Here is a 17035-nt window from a genome sequence, read left to right on the forward strand (position 1 = left end):
TTAACCTCGATTTTTTACAGATGGTGGCTGCTGCGAAGCCACCGCTTTAAACAGCTTCAGAAACACTGAATTTTTTTCAGGGCCGTTTAAGATAGCAGCAGCCCGGGCGCAATATAAAAAGGGCCGGTACTTCTCTTCTTCAGTGGCAGACATAGGAGGCCCCGGCATCCTGGAGACTCTTTTGTTTCTATGGTTGGGGGTCGTCCTAAAAACAGGCGAAAGGCGCAACCCCAGAAATGCAGCAACATTAAAGTTTCTGTGCGTATTTCAGTCGCGAACGTGCGCTATAAACTGACGGTTATGGTGTTCGCACTGGCCGGCAATGAAGCATTTGTGGTATTCCAAAATTGATGGCGGTTGAATGACGGGGATGCTGCTTCGATCGGCTTACGGGAAGCAGCCTGCAAAAGACAATGAAACCGTATCGTAATCCCGGGACGAACCGGGTTTTTTCCGGCCGAAGATAGTAGCTGTCATTTTTTATAAAAGTTTAAAAATGTTTCACTATTTTTTTTCAAAAGAATCGATTCAAAATGATGCTATTTTACGTAAATATTAAGGATTTATTAATTATCCTTTAACAAAAAAATTATTATAAAAAACTTTAAATAAGTTTTGTTATATCCATTACAGTCCTATATATTTGAAATTCTTTAAATAAAATAAAGGTTTTTAAAGTTATTTGAAGTTTTTTATGAGCGAATAATTAAGCTTTAACAGACTGGATTTGAGATTGCTGACGACCGTTTTACTGCGTGTAAATCCTGAGATTGTTTCTTTTGGTGTATAAATTAACTGTTCATATGCAAATGCAAAATTGTTTAAAAAGACAGTGGATAGGCTTTGTATTGTTTTTTTTGGGAGGGCTGCCATTGACCGGGCTTGCCCAGGAGGATAGCCTTAGTGCTGCAGACAGGGCAGATTCCCTGGAAAAAGCAAACAATGCCCGGAAATTTAACGATTACCTGAAAAGATCCGACCACCCGGGTCTTTCGGATACGACAGCGGCATGGACAGTGGTCAATTTAAAAGCCGTTAAGCAGGCACCCCTTATTTCGTTGCAGCAGTATATCAAAGGGAATGCCCCCGGTGTGCTGGTAAAGGAAGAAAGCGGGGAGCCGGGCGCCGAACAGTTTATGTATATACGGGGAATAACGGCACCCGTTTTTAACAAGCAGGACCTTTATGCCATGCAACCGGCAGTGTACGTAAATGGTATTCCGCTGGTTCAGGAAAACGCATTGTCCTATAATATCCAGCGTTATGATTTTAACCGGCTGGGCTCAGGAACCAATTTCCTGGCAGCCCTGGATGTGAACAATATTGAAAAGGTGGAAGTGATGAAAACGCCATCGGATCTTGCGGTACTGGGCCCCCTGGCATCGAACGGCGCTTTGTGGATCACCACAAAAAAAGCACAGTCGGGCATACGCCAGATAAACGTGGATACCTATATAGGCATGTTGCAGCGCCCGGATGTGTATGCTGTCAATGGCCAGTATGAAAATGAGTTCAGGGAACGCTATTATCAGAGATATGCCACGCTCAGCCAGATCCAGAACAAACCGTTGTATGTGGCCAATCTGCTGGATCCGAATTTTTACGGCCCGTCGAACTGGACGGATGTGTACTACAAAACAAAACCCGTGTACTACCTCGGCTTTGGTTTACTCGGAGGCACTGACCGGGCCAACTTTATGTTCAATGTCAGCGACACCAAGGACCATAATTTTGATGCTACAACCCTGAACCGGTACAACATTGTCTTAGGCATCAATATGGTGCCGGCAAAATGGCTGGTCGTTTCCGGCAACATCAACGCTACCAGAATGGACCGCGACCGTAACCGGAGCCTGCGGGACCGGTTTGCGGAAACCCGCTTTGTACCGGACCTTACCAATCCCATGCCGCCCAATGCAAACGCCTATAACAGCTTTCTGTCCAAATACAAGGGTGCTGTGGACGACAATGTCAATAACTCGTTCTTCGGATCTTTTACTGCCACCGCCCGGTTTGATAAACTGGAGCTGAAAACACGGCTGGCAGTGGATTATGAGGAATCGCTGCGGGATGTTTTTTACGGAAAACCACTGATGGACAACAATAGTTTTTTATCTACGTACACGGGCTTTAACCAGCGCTTTTCCATAGCCAATTCCATCAAATACCAGCTGCCGCTGGGGGACCGGGCGCACCAGGTACGCCTGGAAGCGGGGCAGCAGTACCTGGCCGATTTTACCAAATATGATTATGTACTGGCCTACAACAGCCCCAATGATTTTATAAAGATCAAAGAAATTTATCTCAATACAGGCCTTTCCCCGGATCAGTATGCCAACCGCAATGATATTTTCGGATACCCGTTCACCGATAAGATGAAAGGAAACCTTTCTTCCTTATACGGCCGTATCGGCTACTCGTACCGGAACCTGTTCGATCTGGATGTGGTGGGCCGGTATGACGGGCATTCCAATTTTTCCGAATATACCCGCTGGCTGTTCACCCCCGTGGCCAGCGCTCGTTTTAACCTGCACCGGCTCATTAACACCGGTGCCCTCAGCACGCTGGCGTTAAAGGGATCCTGGGGCATTTTTGGAAAGCTGCTGCAGGACGACCGTTACAAGGTCGGCTCCCAATACCGGGTAGACCTGGGTTATTCGGATGAGCCCACCCTGGGAAGCTATGCCGGCCTGGCGGGACTGTCGCAGCCCTATTCATTCGGATGGGTAAATAACTATTATAACTGGCCCTTCAGCGAAAAGCTGAATGTGGGAACCGAGATCGGGCTGCAGAAAGACCGTTATTTGCTGGGGATCGATTTTTACAACAACAAGGACAAGAACATGCTCGTTCCCGTAAGCATGCCTGCGGAGAATGGATTCGCCTATAAATATGTTCAGGGGATGACGGTGCAGAACACCGGGGTCAACCTGACGCTTGTTGCCCAGGTGCTGAGGAGCGACGACCGGCTTAACTGGGATCTGTACGCCAACTTTAACTGGAATAAAAATAAGCTGCTGCAGCTGCCGTATGACCTCCGGGAGCTGACTTACGGAGATAAGAAGATCGAGATCGGGAAACCGGTGGACGGTTACTGGCTGTATGAAAACTACGGAGTGATCAACAGCGAGGCCGACATCCCTCCTGGAAAACTGAATCCCGATGGGACCCGCAGCCCGCTTAGCTTCAGCGGCCTGATCAATTTTTCGCCCGGGGATGCCTTGTGGAGGGATGTGAACGGCGACGGTACTGTGGACGAGAGCGATAAAGTGGTAAAAGGAAATGCGCTTCCGATCTATACCGGGGGCCTGGGAAGCAATCTTCGCTACGGGAAGTTCAGCCTCGACTTTCAGTTCTATTATGCGCTGGGCCACCAGTTGCTGAACCAGGCTACCTCCAATAAGCTGGATTTTATCAACAACGAAAACTCGCGGAACATTACCTATGTAAAAGAAGTAACCTTCTGGCAAAAGACATTTGACTACAACCGTTACCCGCTGTACAATCCCTGGAGCAGCACGATCCCCTACCGGGCAGACCAGGACCTGTTCCTGGAGGACGCCGGCTACCTGAAGCTGCGTACGCTGAGCGTCGGGTATGATCTGGCCGGTAAGATATTTTCCGGGCGTTTAAACCGGGCGCTGGTATATGTAACGGCCACCAATTTATTTACGGTCACCTCGTTTTCCGGCGGGGATCCGGAACAGGTGGATTATCTGGGCATGTATAACGGCCGGAGCTTACCGATTCCCAAATCATACATTCTGGGCTTAAAATTGAATTTTTAGTTATGAAGAAGTTGAATGTGATCAAGCAATTAAACGGCACTTTTTTATCCGGCCTGTCGATCGCGCTTCTGATCGCTGCAGGGTGCAATAAAAAACTGGAAACACAGTCTTCCGCAGCAACGGCTACTCAAAATATGTGGAAGAGCTATGATGATGCCCGGGCCGGTCTTGTTGCCATCTACGGTTTGTCGAGGGCCGCGCTGGCGGAGAACAATGCCCACTGGCTATACGGCGACCTGCGCAAAGGCAATTTTACTTCCACCGTAAGCGGGAACTATCTCGATGCAGTGATCAAAAATGAGCTGAACAAAGGCTTTCCCCAGATCCGGCAGCTCACCAACTGGCGGCGCTTTTATGCGGCCATTGACGCCTGCAATACATTTATCGAAAACGCGCCAAAATGCAAGGAAGACCTGAGGTACTCCGACCTGAACAATAAGGTAGATGTGGCACAGGCCCACCTGCTGCGCGCGTTCCTGTATTTTTATATAACACGTATCTGGGGAGATGTGCCCCTGATCACCGCGGCATCCAACAACGGGGAGATCAAGCAAACGGCGCGCACGCCCCAGGACCAGGTGATGAATTTTTGTATTGACGAGCTGCGCCTGTACAAGGATAGCCTGCCCACCGAATACGGAGGTGACGACCGCTCGCAGCTCAACTATGACGGCGGCTATTACGGGCAGGGATGGTCCAGCTGGGGAAATTCTTTCTGGGGTTACTACCAGTGCCTGGGCGTAATGGCGCAAATATATGCCTGGATGGGCGACTACCAGTCCTGCCTGCAGGTGACCACCGAGATCAATTCCAATGCCGCCGCCGCAAGAACGGACTATGTCAGCGCGGGCAATGCGCGCGCATACCTGGCCGGCGCCAACAGTATCTTTTACAGCAATGGCGTCAAGGGTTCGTTGTGCTACCAGCTGATCTCTTTTCCTTACAATATGGCCAGCCGCGAATCGGGCCCCAGCGGCGTGGGGCATATCGAGTCGCTTACCCTGGCTGACCCCTATATTCCCCGGAGCGCGCCGGATCTATACATATCCAGGGACACCATCGCAAAATGGTTCTATACGATCGATGATTACCGGCATCCGTATCAGCCGGAGTTCAATAACTACGAGAATATTTATTTTACCAATTACTATGGCACCATCCCGATCTTCGGAAAGTTTAAGAACATCGCCCCGGGGGCCAACACCTTCACGATTTTTGGTTCGTGCATTCCGTTGTACCGCTTTGAAGACAACCGGTTGCTGATGGCCGAAGCGCAGTATGCGCTGGGCGATTTTTCCGGGGCCTACGGCAGCCTGAACAGCGTCCGGGGCGCACGCAATGCGCCGGGATACTGGACGGCCACCAAGAACCAGTACACCGGCTTTTCCCTGCCCCCGACCGAGCAAAGCATGGAGGGCGGATTGCTGTACAATATTTTCAGGGAACGCAGGATAGAACTGGCGGGGGAGGGTACCTGGTGGTACGATCAGGTACGTTATAACCGGCTGGTGCGCGATAACCCCGAGTTTAACAGGCTGCTGGATGAAGGAGGGATCTACTGGCCCATTGACCAGGAGATCATCAGCAAGAATCCTTTGATTGAGCAGAACGCTTATTGGAAACGTTAACTTCTTTTAATACAACGGCGATGAAAAAAGCAATCAGCAGACTTATTGGCTATATGTTCCTGGCGGGCATGACCACCATCCTGATACAGGCCTGTAAGAAGAGGGACAGCCCTTATCACAACTATCAGGTTGCCCAAACAGAAACTTATGACGGCACCGTACTGCAGTACCTGGAAAGCCAAAAAGGAGTCTATGATTCCATGGTTGTAGTGATCCGGCGCTATCCGGAACTGGTATCAAAACTTTCGTCGCCGGGCAATATGACCATTTTTGCGATCCCCAACGAAGCGTTTGAAGTTGCCGAAAAGAACTTTAACCTCGAGCAATACAGGAAGGACAGCCCGTACCTGTATTTTAAGCCCCGCACATATGATCTGAGCCGCAGCGATTCGGGTATGTTCCACTACGAAACCCTGGAAACGCTGATCTCCCGTTATATTTTCGACAGTGTGTACAGTTATGAGTACCTGGCCACATCAAGCAGCGGGTTCCCCGTTTCATCGGTGCTGGGATATACCATGAACCTGAAGGCCATTCAGCAGAATGCTGCCGGGTCGCTGAAAGACGGTCCCAAGGCGATCGAACTGAGCGATATGAACAACTCCATCTTCCGGCGCTTCTGGAAGTCGGTGAACACCAGCTCCATTGCAGCGGTACAAACCAGCAATGCACTGGTGCATGTGTTAACACAAAATCACGAATTCGGATTTGCCAGCTTTACACAGCGCCTGCAGGATCCAACGATCGAGCGGTCCGGCTGGACCCCCATCGCCTGGAGCTCGCAATACACCGGTGCCTGGGGAGGAACGGTGCTGCACGCCCTGGATAATAACCTGAACACGCGCTGGCACACGCTTACGATCCCGCCACCGCCGCCGCCGTTCTTTACGGTCGACATGAAGCGGAACACGCTGATCGGCGGGGTCACCATCCAGGTGAGGACGGACGGGTCCCACGATGGCTCGCCGGTGGATTTCTATCTTGAGTTTGCACCGGACGGTACAAAGAACCTGGCGGATTCATCCAGCTGGATAAAGATGCGGTTCAATTATCCGCCGGACCCGGCAACGGTAAAGCTGCCCAAGCGGTTCAACTTCCCGCAGAAGGTCCTGGCGCGTTACTTCCGTTTTACAGTGATACAGGTGTTCTCGGGACGGCTGTATACGGACCGGTTCTATTCCAACCTGGACGAGATCTGGATGAACTATTAATTTCTTAAAGCATTTTATGAAAAAACTATTTTTTGGTGGAATATACTTGGTGGCTGTACTGATCAGCGGGTCCTGTAAAAAGCTGACGCCCCAGGACCGGGATACGATTGATCCGGCGGCTACGTTCCTGACCACAACGTTTTCGCCCATTTTGGGCCGGAACTATATCGCACGGGGGGCCTTCAGCAGTGGTGAGTCATCGCTTCCAATGGATTTTGAGATCATCAATGTGCGCCGTTTTAACGGAGAGCCGGCTCCCGAGCTGACCGAGGATATATACCCGGTAACCGTGTGGAAATCGACCGGTGCCGGCGCGTACACAGGCGAAGAAAAATCGATTGATGAGATCGAGCAAAAACGCACCACGGAGAACCACCGGATACTGGAAATGCGGAGATCATCCGGAGACATCGTGGTATGGGGCAGCGTGAATACCTCCAAGCTCATCACCCGTCCCGACTCGGGATACCGGTTTGATGTAAAAGTAAGCAACAGCGGCGCTACCCGTTACTTTTATAACCTGCGTTTTATGCCTTACAAACCGGTGCCGCATGAGCCGCATAATTATAACCTCAATACCGGCATGACGTCGAACCCGGCACTTACCTCCGGTGTCAGCGGCATTTCCATGAGCAATTTTTTCAGAAGGCGCGATAATACAGCTATGTCCGCATCAGAAGTGGATGTGTATTTTAACAAGCTCAGCAGCGACGGAAATTCATTAACCTTTAAATTCCTTGATTCCGCGTATGCACCCATCAACCCCAAATTGTTCAACAGCACGGATTGGGAGCACCTGGTACATGGATTCGGTATGCAACTGACGGATACCGAGGTCAAATATACCGTGGCATATCCCATCCCGCTTACGCAATTTCCTACCCGGTTTACCAATGCCAACGGTACCAGGGCGCAGGTTGCATTTTCTTACTACCGGCTGGGTGCCGGCGGCGTGGGCGTAACGGCAACATTAGGGTTCAATTTTGCCATTTATCAAAAAGGGGATTGGGAAATAGCCTTTCATTTCAAGACAACATCGCCCAAATTTACGGACGACTAAAACCCTGATAAGAAAACATTACTAAAATTATTTTATGAGGAAATTGAAGGTCTTATTGTTCCTGCTGGTTTGCTTGGGGCTGAAAGATGCCATGGGACAACGGTTTGAGCTCAGAGGTAAGGTTTTTGACGATAAAACGCAGAAGCCGGTCCAAAGCGTAAGCATTAGTGTGGGGAACAGGGGAACCAGTACCGACTTGCTGGGCCAGTTTAAGATCCTTGTGGATCCGATGGAGCCGCTGACCTTTTCGCATGTGGATTATAAGGAACAGGTGTACAAACTGGGAAAAGATGAAAATGATATTGTGGTGTACCTGCAAACAGATGAGGCCAAAGGCTCGATGAATGATGTGGTGGTGGTGGGGTTTGCCCGGAAAAGCAAGCTCCTGTCTACCGGTGCCTCCGCCATCATTACGGCGGATGACATCAAGGATGTACCGGCCGCAAACGTGGCAGACCTGTTGCAGGGAAAAGTGGCAGGGGTCAATATCCAGACCACCAGCGGTATGCCGGGGGCGCGCAGCTCTATTTTTCAGCGGGGGCTGAGCACCATCGAAGTGTCCGGGCAGGGAAACGATGCTTTTCTCGCTTCCACGCAGCCGCTGATGATCATCGATGGGGTACCGATCGATCCCAATACGGATTATGAGTATGGCTTTGCAACCGCAGGTACCGGTGTAAACCCGCTTACGCTCATACCGGCAGAAGATATTGAAGAAATACAGATCCTGAAAGATGCTGCGGCTACCGCCGTATACGGATCGCGGGGCGCTTACGGGGTCTGGATCATCAATACCAAAAAGGGACGCTCGGGCAAACCGGAGATCAACTATGTGACCAATTTCTTCCTGAGCACGGTTCCGAAACTGCGGGAAATATACGGCGGCCGCATCGAGCGGGCAATAAAAGTGGATCAGATCATTAATCATAACTATTATGATTCCCCGGATTATGGCTGGGCCATGGTGAATCTCAATCTTTTTCTTTCGGACAGTCTGAACCCTTACTTCAATAACTCCACCAACTGGCAGTCTTATTTTTTTGGGAACAGCTTTAACCAGAATCATAACCTGAGCGTAAAGGGCGGAGACCCCACCTTCAACTATAAAATAAACCTGGGTTATTACGACGAGGACGGGATCATTAAGAACACCGGCATGAGCCGGTACAGCGTAGGCATGAACACGATCTTTGAGCCCAGGTCCAAAAAGATCAAACTCATGGCCAACGTGAATGCCACCAACCAGGTACGGAACAACGGCAGCGGCGTAGGATTGCTGCAGACAGGGGTCGCTACCAGCGGTATGGCTTCTACCAACCTGCCGCCTCCGGATATCTACACCGAAAACAGCGGGGCGCTGGCCGCATTCTCCATTGAAGAGGATAACAAAAGCAGCACGATATTGTCTGCCATACAATTCGACTTTCAGATCTTGAAAAGCCTCCGCTTTCATACCGAGGGAAGCCATTATTACTCGCACAGCAACAGCAATACTTTTTATCCTTCATGGCTAAACAGCGGCAGCATTTATTATCTTCCTACGGGAAACAATCCGCAGTCGCAGTACAATACCTTTTCAAGGATCGGGAACGATTATTATAACCGGAACGTGCTTACGTTCACCAAGGACTTTAATGAAGGCAAACATTATGTAATGGCCTATGGCTTTAGTGACCTGACGGTAAACACCATCAGGAGCAACGCGCTGCTGCTCTATGGGGCGCCCAACGACAATATCTCAGGGCCCATCGGGTACAACCTCGCCAATTCGCGGTTCGGAACCAACGGCGTACCGCTGAACAAACGCATTTTCGGCTATGGGGGCAGCTTCTCCTACGCGTTTATGCAAAAATATGTGGTGGATCTGAACTACCGGATCGATGGGACCTCTACCAACGGGCCTTTGAGCGGATGGCGGCACAATCCATCCATCGGGGTAAAATGGAATGTGCACAAGGAAGCGTTTATGGAAGCATTCAGCAACTGGCTGGACTATTCCTGGTTCCGGGCCAGTTGGGGGCGTTCCATCGTACCGCAGGGCAACGTGTTCAATATTTACGGAACCTATTATCCGGGGAGTACCTATATGGGCCGGCCTTCGGTAATGATCGACTTTGGCTCGGCGCCCAATGCGTATTTTTTGCCCAATACCTCCGTAACCTGGAACTTTGGCTATGAGGGCAGCTTTTTTAAAGGGAAGTTCTCCATCGAGTATGATGCGTATTACAGTACCCGGGAAAACATCGCGCGCGCCATGCCCATTGTCCGCGAATCGGGGTATTCAGAAAAGCCTACCAACGAGGTAAGCATGGTGAACTATGGTCATGAATTGTCGCTGCGGTTTAAGCCGGTACAAAATGAGCACTTTACCTGGAACCTGACACTCAACGGGGCGTACAATAAAAATATCTTAACGCACCTCCCATCCGATGTGCGCCAGCTGATCGTTAGCCGTGCCACCGATCCCAATGTGCCGGATCTACCGGTGCTGTACCGCCTGGGAAGGAACGCGTTGTCCAACTATCTGTACAATACCAAGGGGGTTTATTCCACCTACGAGGACGTGCCGGTTGACCCGCTGACGGGATTGCGGCAGCAGATCAACGGGCGGTACCTGCAGGAAGGGGATCCCATTTTTGCCGACCTGAACGGCGACTATGTGATCAATGCATATGACCTGGTTGCGGTAGGGGATCCGCAGCCCAAACTTACAGGGGGCTTTATCAATAACTTTACCTATAAGAACTGGTCGCTTGCGGTGAATGCCTCTTATACCTTCCTGAGGGATGTGCTCAATACCCCGCTGGCGAAACGGTTCCAGTATTTTTATAACCCGGAGTCTTCGGGAGCGCTGCCGCCGATCGATGAATACGATTACTGGAAGCAACCGGGCGACGATGCCCGGTATCCCAATCCGTTTACCTATCAGCAAAACCGTGCGATCGGTTCCTACCGGTACAACCAGACCCTGTTCATGGAAGATGGTTCCTATTTTAAATTCAATTCGGTTACCCTGGGGTATGCATTTGACAAGGCCCTGATCAGCCGGATCAAGCTCAAATCGGCGCGCATTTATTTTACCGGGCAGAATATGCTCGTGATCAGCAATTACTCCGGGCCCAACCCAGAGAACGTATCCGACCTGGGACGGGATCATCCGGATGGATATCCCAGCCCCCGAAAATATTCATTAGGCTTAAACGTAACCTTCTAAAGTTTAGTTATGAAGTTGAAACAATATACATGCCTGCTGGCCGTAGTTGCATTGATCAGCATCGGAGCCGGTGGTTGCCGCAAATTCCTGAATGTGGATCCTGTGAACTCCATGTCGGGAAACAATTTCTGGAAATCAGAAGACGACGTGGAGAAATTCATCACGGGCACTTACGGGTTGTTGCGCAGCTATACCTGTATGGACGGGTACTCATTGCTGGCGCTGGCTGATTTTCGCTGCGCGGCGTGGATCCCTTCGTCGCGGGGTACGGGAAGAACCTATATCAGCGACCTGAACAATAACCGGATCCGAAGCCTGATGAGCTCTACGGTAGGGCTGGCGGGGAGCTATGGCAATTTTGACCAGAATGTGAACCAGTTCGGTTTTCAGAATATGGCCGATTGGGGATATATGTACCGTATTGTTACGGCAGCCAATACCATTCTTGCAAATATTGACAGTAAGGATATTGCTGACATCAGCGATGCGGACCGCCGCAGGTATAAGGCGGAGGCCGTATTTATCAGAAGCCTTGTTTATTTTCTGATGGTACGGCATTGGGGCGATGTGCCGTATGTGACCGAACCGTCGGACGAAACGCCCCACGAGCGGATGAACCAGGTAGCGGTATTTAAAAATTGCACGGCCGCACTCAAAGAAGTATTGAATGACCTGCCCTGGACCTATTCCGACCCTACCCTGAGAGGAGTAAGGGCCATGCGCGGCGGCGCTTTGGTATTGATGATGGAAATGAATATGTGGATGGCCTGTTTTGATGAGCCGGGCGAGAACGGGTACTACGAGGAAGTGGTGGCGCTGGGAAGCCAGCTGATCGATCAGAACGGCGGCGCCTACGAGCTGCTGCCCCTGGAAAGTTATAAGGAGATCTTTAAAGGAACATCTAAAGAAAGCCTGTTTGAAATAGGACAGGATTATAACTACGGAGAAACCTTTGGATTGCTGGCTACGATTGCGGATATTGTTTTAAGAACGCCTTACAAGAAAAATGTAACGGTCACTTATGCCTATTATGCCACCCCGTACCTGATGCAGCTGTATGATGAAGAGAACAATGGCCTTTCGGATAAACGGATTGATATGTGGTTTGAGCGGCCAACCATGTATGACGGCAGCGGGCAGTTTGTATTCAAAAAATTCCTGAACACTTTTGCCACACAGCAGGAGACCGAAAACCCCAATGATGCCAAGATCCTTTTCCGGTATGTAGATGCGTACCTGCTCCGTGCAGAAGCGCTGGAGAAGCTGGGCCGCAACGCCGAAGCCCTTGCCGATGTGAATGTGATCCGCACCCGGGCGGGCGCCGAGCTGTTTACAGGAACAGAGACCAACCAGTTTGGCCAAACGCTGGAAGACGCCATCTGGTGGGAGCGGGAGCGCGAGCTGATGGGCGAAAGCGCTACTTTCTATGACCTGGTCCGCACCAAGCGGATCCTGAGCGGACAATACACGCCATTTCCCATTACGTATGATGAGTTCCTCGGCGGCGCGTGGACCTATCCCATTCATCCGAATGTTATCCTGCGCAATCCCAAAGTAAAACCCAATCCGTTCTGGATGTAAAAAATAATTGAATCATGCGAAAGATTTTTATCTGCCTGTTTACAACCATCCTGTTTACCACTATTGTGGCCATGACCAGTTGCAAAAAACAGTATTATTTCGATTCGGGGCTGAGCACCCCCACCTTTGACGGCAGCATGCTGGAGTACCTGGAGTCGAACCCGTTCCTGTTTGACACCCTTGTGAGTGTGATCCGGATGGCCGGGCTGGAAAATTATTTTAAAGACAGCGCATTCACCTTTTTTGTGCCGGCAGATTCGAGTATCCGGAGCTCCCTGCAGTATTTTAATCTTCAGCTGAAGCTGGAGGGGAAGGACACCATCCGCAAGATCAGTGATGTGAAGCCGGAGTTCTGGCGTTCCACGCTGATGATGTATATGTACCGGTCTGTACGGGGGCTGGAAGATTACCCGCAGCTGGATGTCAATAACAAACAGGCCTTCCCGGGCGAATTTGTGCGGTCGATGTCTGGCAAGATCATGAACATCGGTACGATCTTTACCGATGCCCGCGGCATTAAGTACAAAGGATTCCGCTTTTTAAACCTGTCCTTTGTACCCAACGAAGCAGCGCCTTATAACTCCTGGTTCCTGGGGCCGGTAGCTACCTGTAATATTAAGCCCCGCAACGGTATTGCGCATGTGCTGGTGTACCCTGTGCATTTCTTTGGATTTGATGTGAATCAGGCATGGTTGCAGGCCCGCTACTACGGATTTGATTAATATAGTTAAAAATACTGACGATGTTTATAAGATTACGGAAGATGAATAAACGGACCTTATTTGCAGGGGTTGTCCTGTTGTACACCGGGCTGCTTTCCTGCAGCAAGAACCAGCAGAGCTTTTCAGGGGCATATAAAGACGCCGTGTTAAGCCCCGTCAAATTTCTGGCCACCCAGCCGGTTCCCGGTTCCGGGATCGCGGGCGTGCAGGTGAAGTTCAAGCTGGTAGGGGCAGATTACCTGAAGGGGCTGCCGGCGAATGAGCTGCAATTTTTCCTGAACGGCGTGGAAGCGCCGATTGACGAGCTGTCCCCGGCCGACAGTTCCATCCTGGTTACGGTTCCGGAAAATGCTTCTTCCGGAGCGGCAACCCTCGTAGTGGGCGACCGGATCTTTTTCGGCCCCCAGTTCCGGGTAAACGGCGATGTTTGGTTCGATTCTACATTCAACCGCCAGGGCACGGACCAGCAGGGCAATGCCATTATGGGAAGCGGCGTCAACGGCGCCATTACCGATATCCATTATGAGGAGTTTGGCGCCACAAAGAATATATACATCATGGGGCTGTTTACATCGTTCAACGGTGAGCCCGCCTATACCGCTACCGCCAACGGCGCAACGGCCAGCTCCAATGTGCGCTATATGCTGAAGCTGGATCCGGTTACCGGGCTGATCAAAGGTGATTTTACAAAAGGAGAGGGGCCGAATGGCGCACTGACCGGGCTGCTCCCGTTGACACGGTTCCCCGGTTTTCTGATCTACGGCGGTTTTTCCCGCTACAATGAGCGGGACGGGGTCAATAACATGACGCGGATCTATGAAGACGGCAAGCTGGACTCGATCGTGCAGAACGTTTACAATCCCAACCCGCTGGAGACACAGTACAATGTGGATACATTGCCTGCTTTTATAGGCGGGTTTAACGGCGGGGTGCTGCGGGCTTTTATCGATAAGAAACAACGCATCATCAGTGTTGGTAATTTCCGTTATCACAATAAGAACCTCTACAACCAGTCTACGTATTTTAACGTGGTGCGGGAGCTGACCTATCTCAAAGATATTGGCGCGACCGACCAGGACGGCAACCTGGATACGACCTATAACTACGACCGCACACGCGGCCAGCTGTATAAAGGCGCCAATGCGCCCATCAATGACGCGGTACAGGTCCGGGATGGGAACAGCCCGTACGGCAAGATCATCGTGGTTGGGAAGTTTACGGCCTTCAATGGCATCCCGGTGCCTCGTATCATGCGCCTGGATGATAACGGCCAGCCGGATCCGGGATTCCAGGCTTCAGCAAACGGCGAGATCACGAGGATCACCTATAACAGCACTACCCGCAGGTTGATGGTGGTGGGCAGCTTTACCCAGTTCAACGGTGTGGCCACCCCCAACGGGGTGATCATGCTGCATGAGGATGGAGCAACCGATATGGGCTTTCAGACCCGGGAAATGACCCGTGCTACCAGTGCCGCGGGGCAGCTGATAACGTATGCGGCCCAGATGAACGATGGAAAAGTGATCGTCAGCGGCAGCTTTGAAAAATATAAAAGCAGCAACAACGTGTTTGTTACCCGGCAGGGCTTTATGATATTGGATGAAACCGGTGAGCTGGTTCCGGGAATGAACAATACCGGGGCATTCAGCGGGGAGATCACCGATATGCTTGAAACGCTCAGCGGATCAAAAAAAGCGCTCATCCTCGTAGGCCGTTTCGGTCTTTTCGACAACATGGAAGTGGGAAATATGGTGCGCATCGGGTTAGAACCAAAATAAAAGTAATTAAATCAGTCCCCATGAAAAAGTTATTAAATCAGGGAATCTTATTATTGATGCTGGCGCTGATCTCCGTTGCCGGCTGTAAAAAATACGGCTATGCTTTTAGAGACGGCTATGAGAACGGAGAGGACAATGCCACTATGCCCCCCGGCCAGACGGACAGCCTGAGTGCCGACTTTTCAAAGATCAGGGAGGCCCGCATCTTTCCCGGGCTGGTGGGGGCATCGGAGCCCCGGCTGAAGAATAAGGCCGTAACCATCGATTTTTCGAAAAGATACGTGCCTTCAACAGATATCCGCGTGGTTTCCACACCACAGCCTTTTTACAGTACGGGCCTGTATGCACCGGCAGGAGAGCCGGTTACCATAGAAGTGCCGCAGGGTACCGAAGGGATCATTGCCATGGTGGGCGGATGGACGGACAATCTTTCGGGGATCGCACAAACGAAAAGAGACCCGCTGATCTTTAGCCAGATCGGGTTGCGCCCTGGAAAAAATTACATCCGGAACCTGTACGGAGGGACCATTTACCTGAGAACGAACGGAACGGTAAAGAGCCTGGGCACGGTTACCGTAACGTTTTCCGGTGCCGTCCAATCGCCGGATTTTGTACTGGGCGAAACTTCCGATGCAGCCTGGAACGAAAGCGTTCACAACTCCACGGTTCCCTGGTTCCAGCTTCGCGGAAAGCGCATCATATTCGAGTTGCCGAAGATCTTTGTAGACAAACATCCGATCAGCAATCCCACGGCTTTAATGGAAGAATGGGACCGCATTATTGAGGAAGATATTTACAGGTGGAAAGGCCTGGCTGATGATGATCCCGATTCGCTGAACAGGGCGCCCAACCACCCCATACGGGTCATTATGGATGTGCAGCCCCGGTTATCCTATGCACACAACTCGTTCCCGGTAGTGATCCAGATGGATGAGAACCTGTTTGTAAATGAGATCACCGATCTTTCCAAACTGACCACCAAAGGCGCCTGGCGGACGCTCTACGAGATCGGCAGGAATAACAGCACTTATTTCTGGTTGTTCAGCTCCGTATCTCCGGCGGCGGCTAATCTCTTTTCCATCAAGATGGCGCACCGGCTTCAATTCGGCTTTGAGAACCTTCACCCCGGCATGAAGCTGGCCATTGATACGGGCCTGTTGTATGCCAAACAAAAAAAGATCATCACCTCCAGCTTCAGCAGGGATATTACCCAGCGTACCAACGCAGACCTCATCCGGTTGCTGCCCTTTATCCAGCTGTTTGAAGTATATGGTTACGACATGCTGCAGTACATTGATTACCGCGCCCGGCAATACAACCTGTCGTCCTTATCCGATCAGCAAAAGGTCAACTTCTTTTATACCTGTGCCAGTGAGTTTGCACAAACCGACCTGTCTGCCTTTTTCAGGGCCTGGGCCATTCCCGTATCTCCGGATGTTACAGACTCCGTAGGTACAAAATTCCCCTACCTCACTAAAACGATCTTCGAATACAACCCCATTACCAAAACCGGGATCCGGGATTCGGTGATGCCGCCACCGCGGGAGATCGACCGGGTCAGCTGGCAGGTGATCGGTTTCTGCTGCCAGGAAACGGACAATGCCGCAGCCTATGCCAGCAACCTGCTGGATGGGAATGTGGCCTCGGTATGGCATTCGCAATGGAAGCTGAATGCCGGCCAGGCTCCGCACTTCCCGCATTACATTACGTTTGACATGGGTAAGATTTTTGATGTTGGCGGGTTCTTCTACATCAACAGCACCTCGCAATGGCGTCCGAAAAATATCAAGATCTACCTGAGCTGGGATAATATGACCTGGGTAACAGCCTGGACCGGTGCCGGCTGGAACGTAGGCGACGGTGTGTATAACAGCGCCAATTTCGGCTACCGGTATAATGGGGTACGGTATGTGCGTTTTGAGATGAATGAAAGCTTCCCCGGTTCAGCCAACAATGCCGTGTGTACCGGTGAGTTCGGCGTGCTGACGCCGGTGGCGGCACAGGTGCCCAGTCCGCCCCCGAGCCCGGAAGGAGAGGAATTTTAAGAACCCAA

Annotated in this window: 9 protein-coding genes; all 9 read left to right on the plus strand. The window is 51.0% G+C overall.

Annotation, left to right across the window (positions count from 1 at the left end; genetic code table 11):
- The first annotated feature begins 803 nt into the window (after positions 1-803).
- Genes B160_RS28745 through B160_RS0108530 form a run of 9 tightly spaced genes read left to right on the plus strand, consistent with a single transcriptional unit; the run spans position 804 to position 17027 of the window.
- Positions 804-3788, plus strand: coding sequence for a SusC/RagA family TonB-linked outer membrane protein (locus B160_RS28745; RefSeq protein ID WP_018627472.1), 2985 nt, complete (start codon positions 804-806; stop codon positions 3786-3788).
- A gap of 2 nt (positions 3789-3790) precedes the next feature.
- Positions 3791-5416, plus strand: a complete 1626-nt coding sequence (locus B160_RS0108495; RefSeq protein WP_018627473.1) for a RagB/SusD family nutrient uptake outer membrane protein — start codon at positions 3791-3793, stop codon at positions 5414-5416.
- Positions 5417-5436: 20 nt separating this feature from the next.
- On the plus strand, positions 5437-6627 hold the full coding sequence (locus tag B160_RS0108500; RefSeq protein WP_018627474.1) for a discoidin domain-containing protein: 1191 nt from the start codon (positions 5437-5439) through the stop codon (positions 6625-6627).
- 16 nt (positions 6628-6643) lie between these two features.
- On the plus strand, positions 6644-7687 hold the full coding sequence (locus tag B160_RS0108505; RefSeq protein ID WP_018627475.1) for a DUF5007 domain-containing protein: 1044 nt from the start codon (positions 6644-6646) through the stop codon (positions 7685-7687).
- A 34-nt stretch (positions 7688-7721) separates the two neighbouring features.
- Positions 7722-10901, plus strand: coding sequence for a SusC/RagA family TonB-linked outer membrane protein (locus B160_RS0108510; protein ID WP_018627476.1), 3180 nt, complete (start codon positions 7722-7724; stop codon positions 10899-10901).
- Between the two features lie 9 nt (positions 10902-10910).
- The gene (locus B160_RS0108515; RefSeq protein ID WP_018627477.1) at positions 10911-12482 is read left to right on the plus strand and encodes a RagB/SusD family nutrient uptake outer membrane protein; all 1572 of its coding nucleotides are present in this window, start codon (positions 10911-10913) and stop codon (positions 12480-12482) included.
- A 14-nt stretch (positions 12483-12496) separates the two neighbouring features.
- Positions 12497-13204 (plus strand): hypothetical protein, encoded by a 708-nt coding sequence (locus B160_RS28750; RefSeq protein WP_018627478.1) that lies wholly within the window; start codon positions 12497-12499, stop codon positions 13202-13204.
- Positions 13205-13224: 20 nt separating this feature from the next.
- Positions 13225-14982: a DUF5008 domain-containing protein gene (locus B160_RS0108525; RefSeq protein ID WP_018627479.1), complete on the plus strand. Its 1758-nt coding sequence runs from the start codon at positions 13225-13227 to the stop codon at positions 14980-14982.
- Between the two features lie 20 nt (positions 14983-15002).
- Complete coding sequence (locus B160_RS0108530; protein WP_018627480.1) at positions 15003-17027, plus strand: M60 family metallopeptidase; 2025 nt, start codon at positions 15003-15005, stop codon at positions 17025-17027.
- Positions 17028-17035 lie beyond the last annotated feature (8 nt).

The organism is Niabella aurantiaca DSM 17617 (assembly GCF_000374125.1).
In the GTDB taxonomy this organism is placed as follows: Bacteria; Bacteroidota; Bacteroidia; order Chitinophagales; family Chitinophagaceae; genus Niabella; species Niabella aurantiaca.

What these genes read in the sequence shown, in the direction of transcription:
- B160_RS0108495 (WP_018627473.1), top strand. Translation starts at nt 3,791, where the DNA reads ATGAAGAAGTTGAATGTGATCAAGCAATTAAACGGCACTTTTTTATCC.
- B160_RS28750 (WP_018627478.1), top strand. Translation starts at nt 12,497, where the DNA reads ATGCGAAAGATTTTTATCTGCCTGTTTACAACCATCCTGTTTACCACT.
- B160_RS0108515 (WP_018627477.1), top strand. Translation starts at nt 10,911, where the DNA reads ATGAAGTTGAAACAATATACATGCCTGCTGGCCGTAGTTGCATTGATC.
- B160_RS0108530 (WP_018627480.1), top strand. Translation starts at nt 15,003, where the DNA reads ATGAAAAAGTTATTAAATCAGGGAATCTTATTATTGATGCTGGCGCTG.
- B160_RS0108505 (WP_018627475.1), top strand. Translation starts at nt 6,644, where the DNA reads ATGAAAAAACTATTTTTTGGTGGAATATACTTGGTGGCTGTACTGATC.
- B160_RS28745 (WP_018627472.1), top strand. Translation starts at nt 804, where the DNA reads ATGCAAATGCAAAATTGTTTAAAAAGACAGTGGATAGGCTTTGTATTG.
- B160_RS0108500 (WP_018627474.1), top strand. Translation starts at nt 5,437, where the DNA reads ATGAAAAAAGCAATCAGCAGACTTATTGGCTATATGTTCCTGGCGGGC.
- B160_RS0108525 (WP_018627479.1), top strand. Translation starts at nt 13,225, where the DNA reads ATGTTTATAAGATTACGGAAGATGAATAAACGGACCTTATTTGCAGGG.
- B160_RS0108510 (WP_018627476.1), top strand. Translation starts at nt 7,722, where the DNA reads ATGAGGAAATTGAAGGTCTTATTGTTCCTGCTGGTTTGCTTGGGGCTG.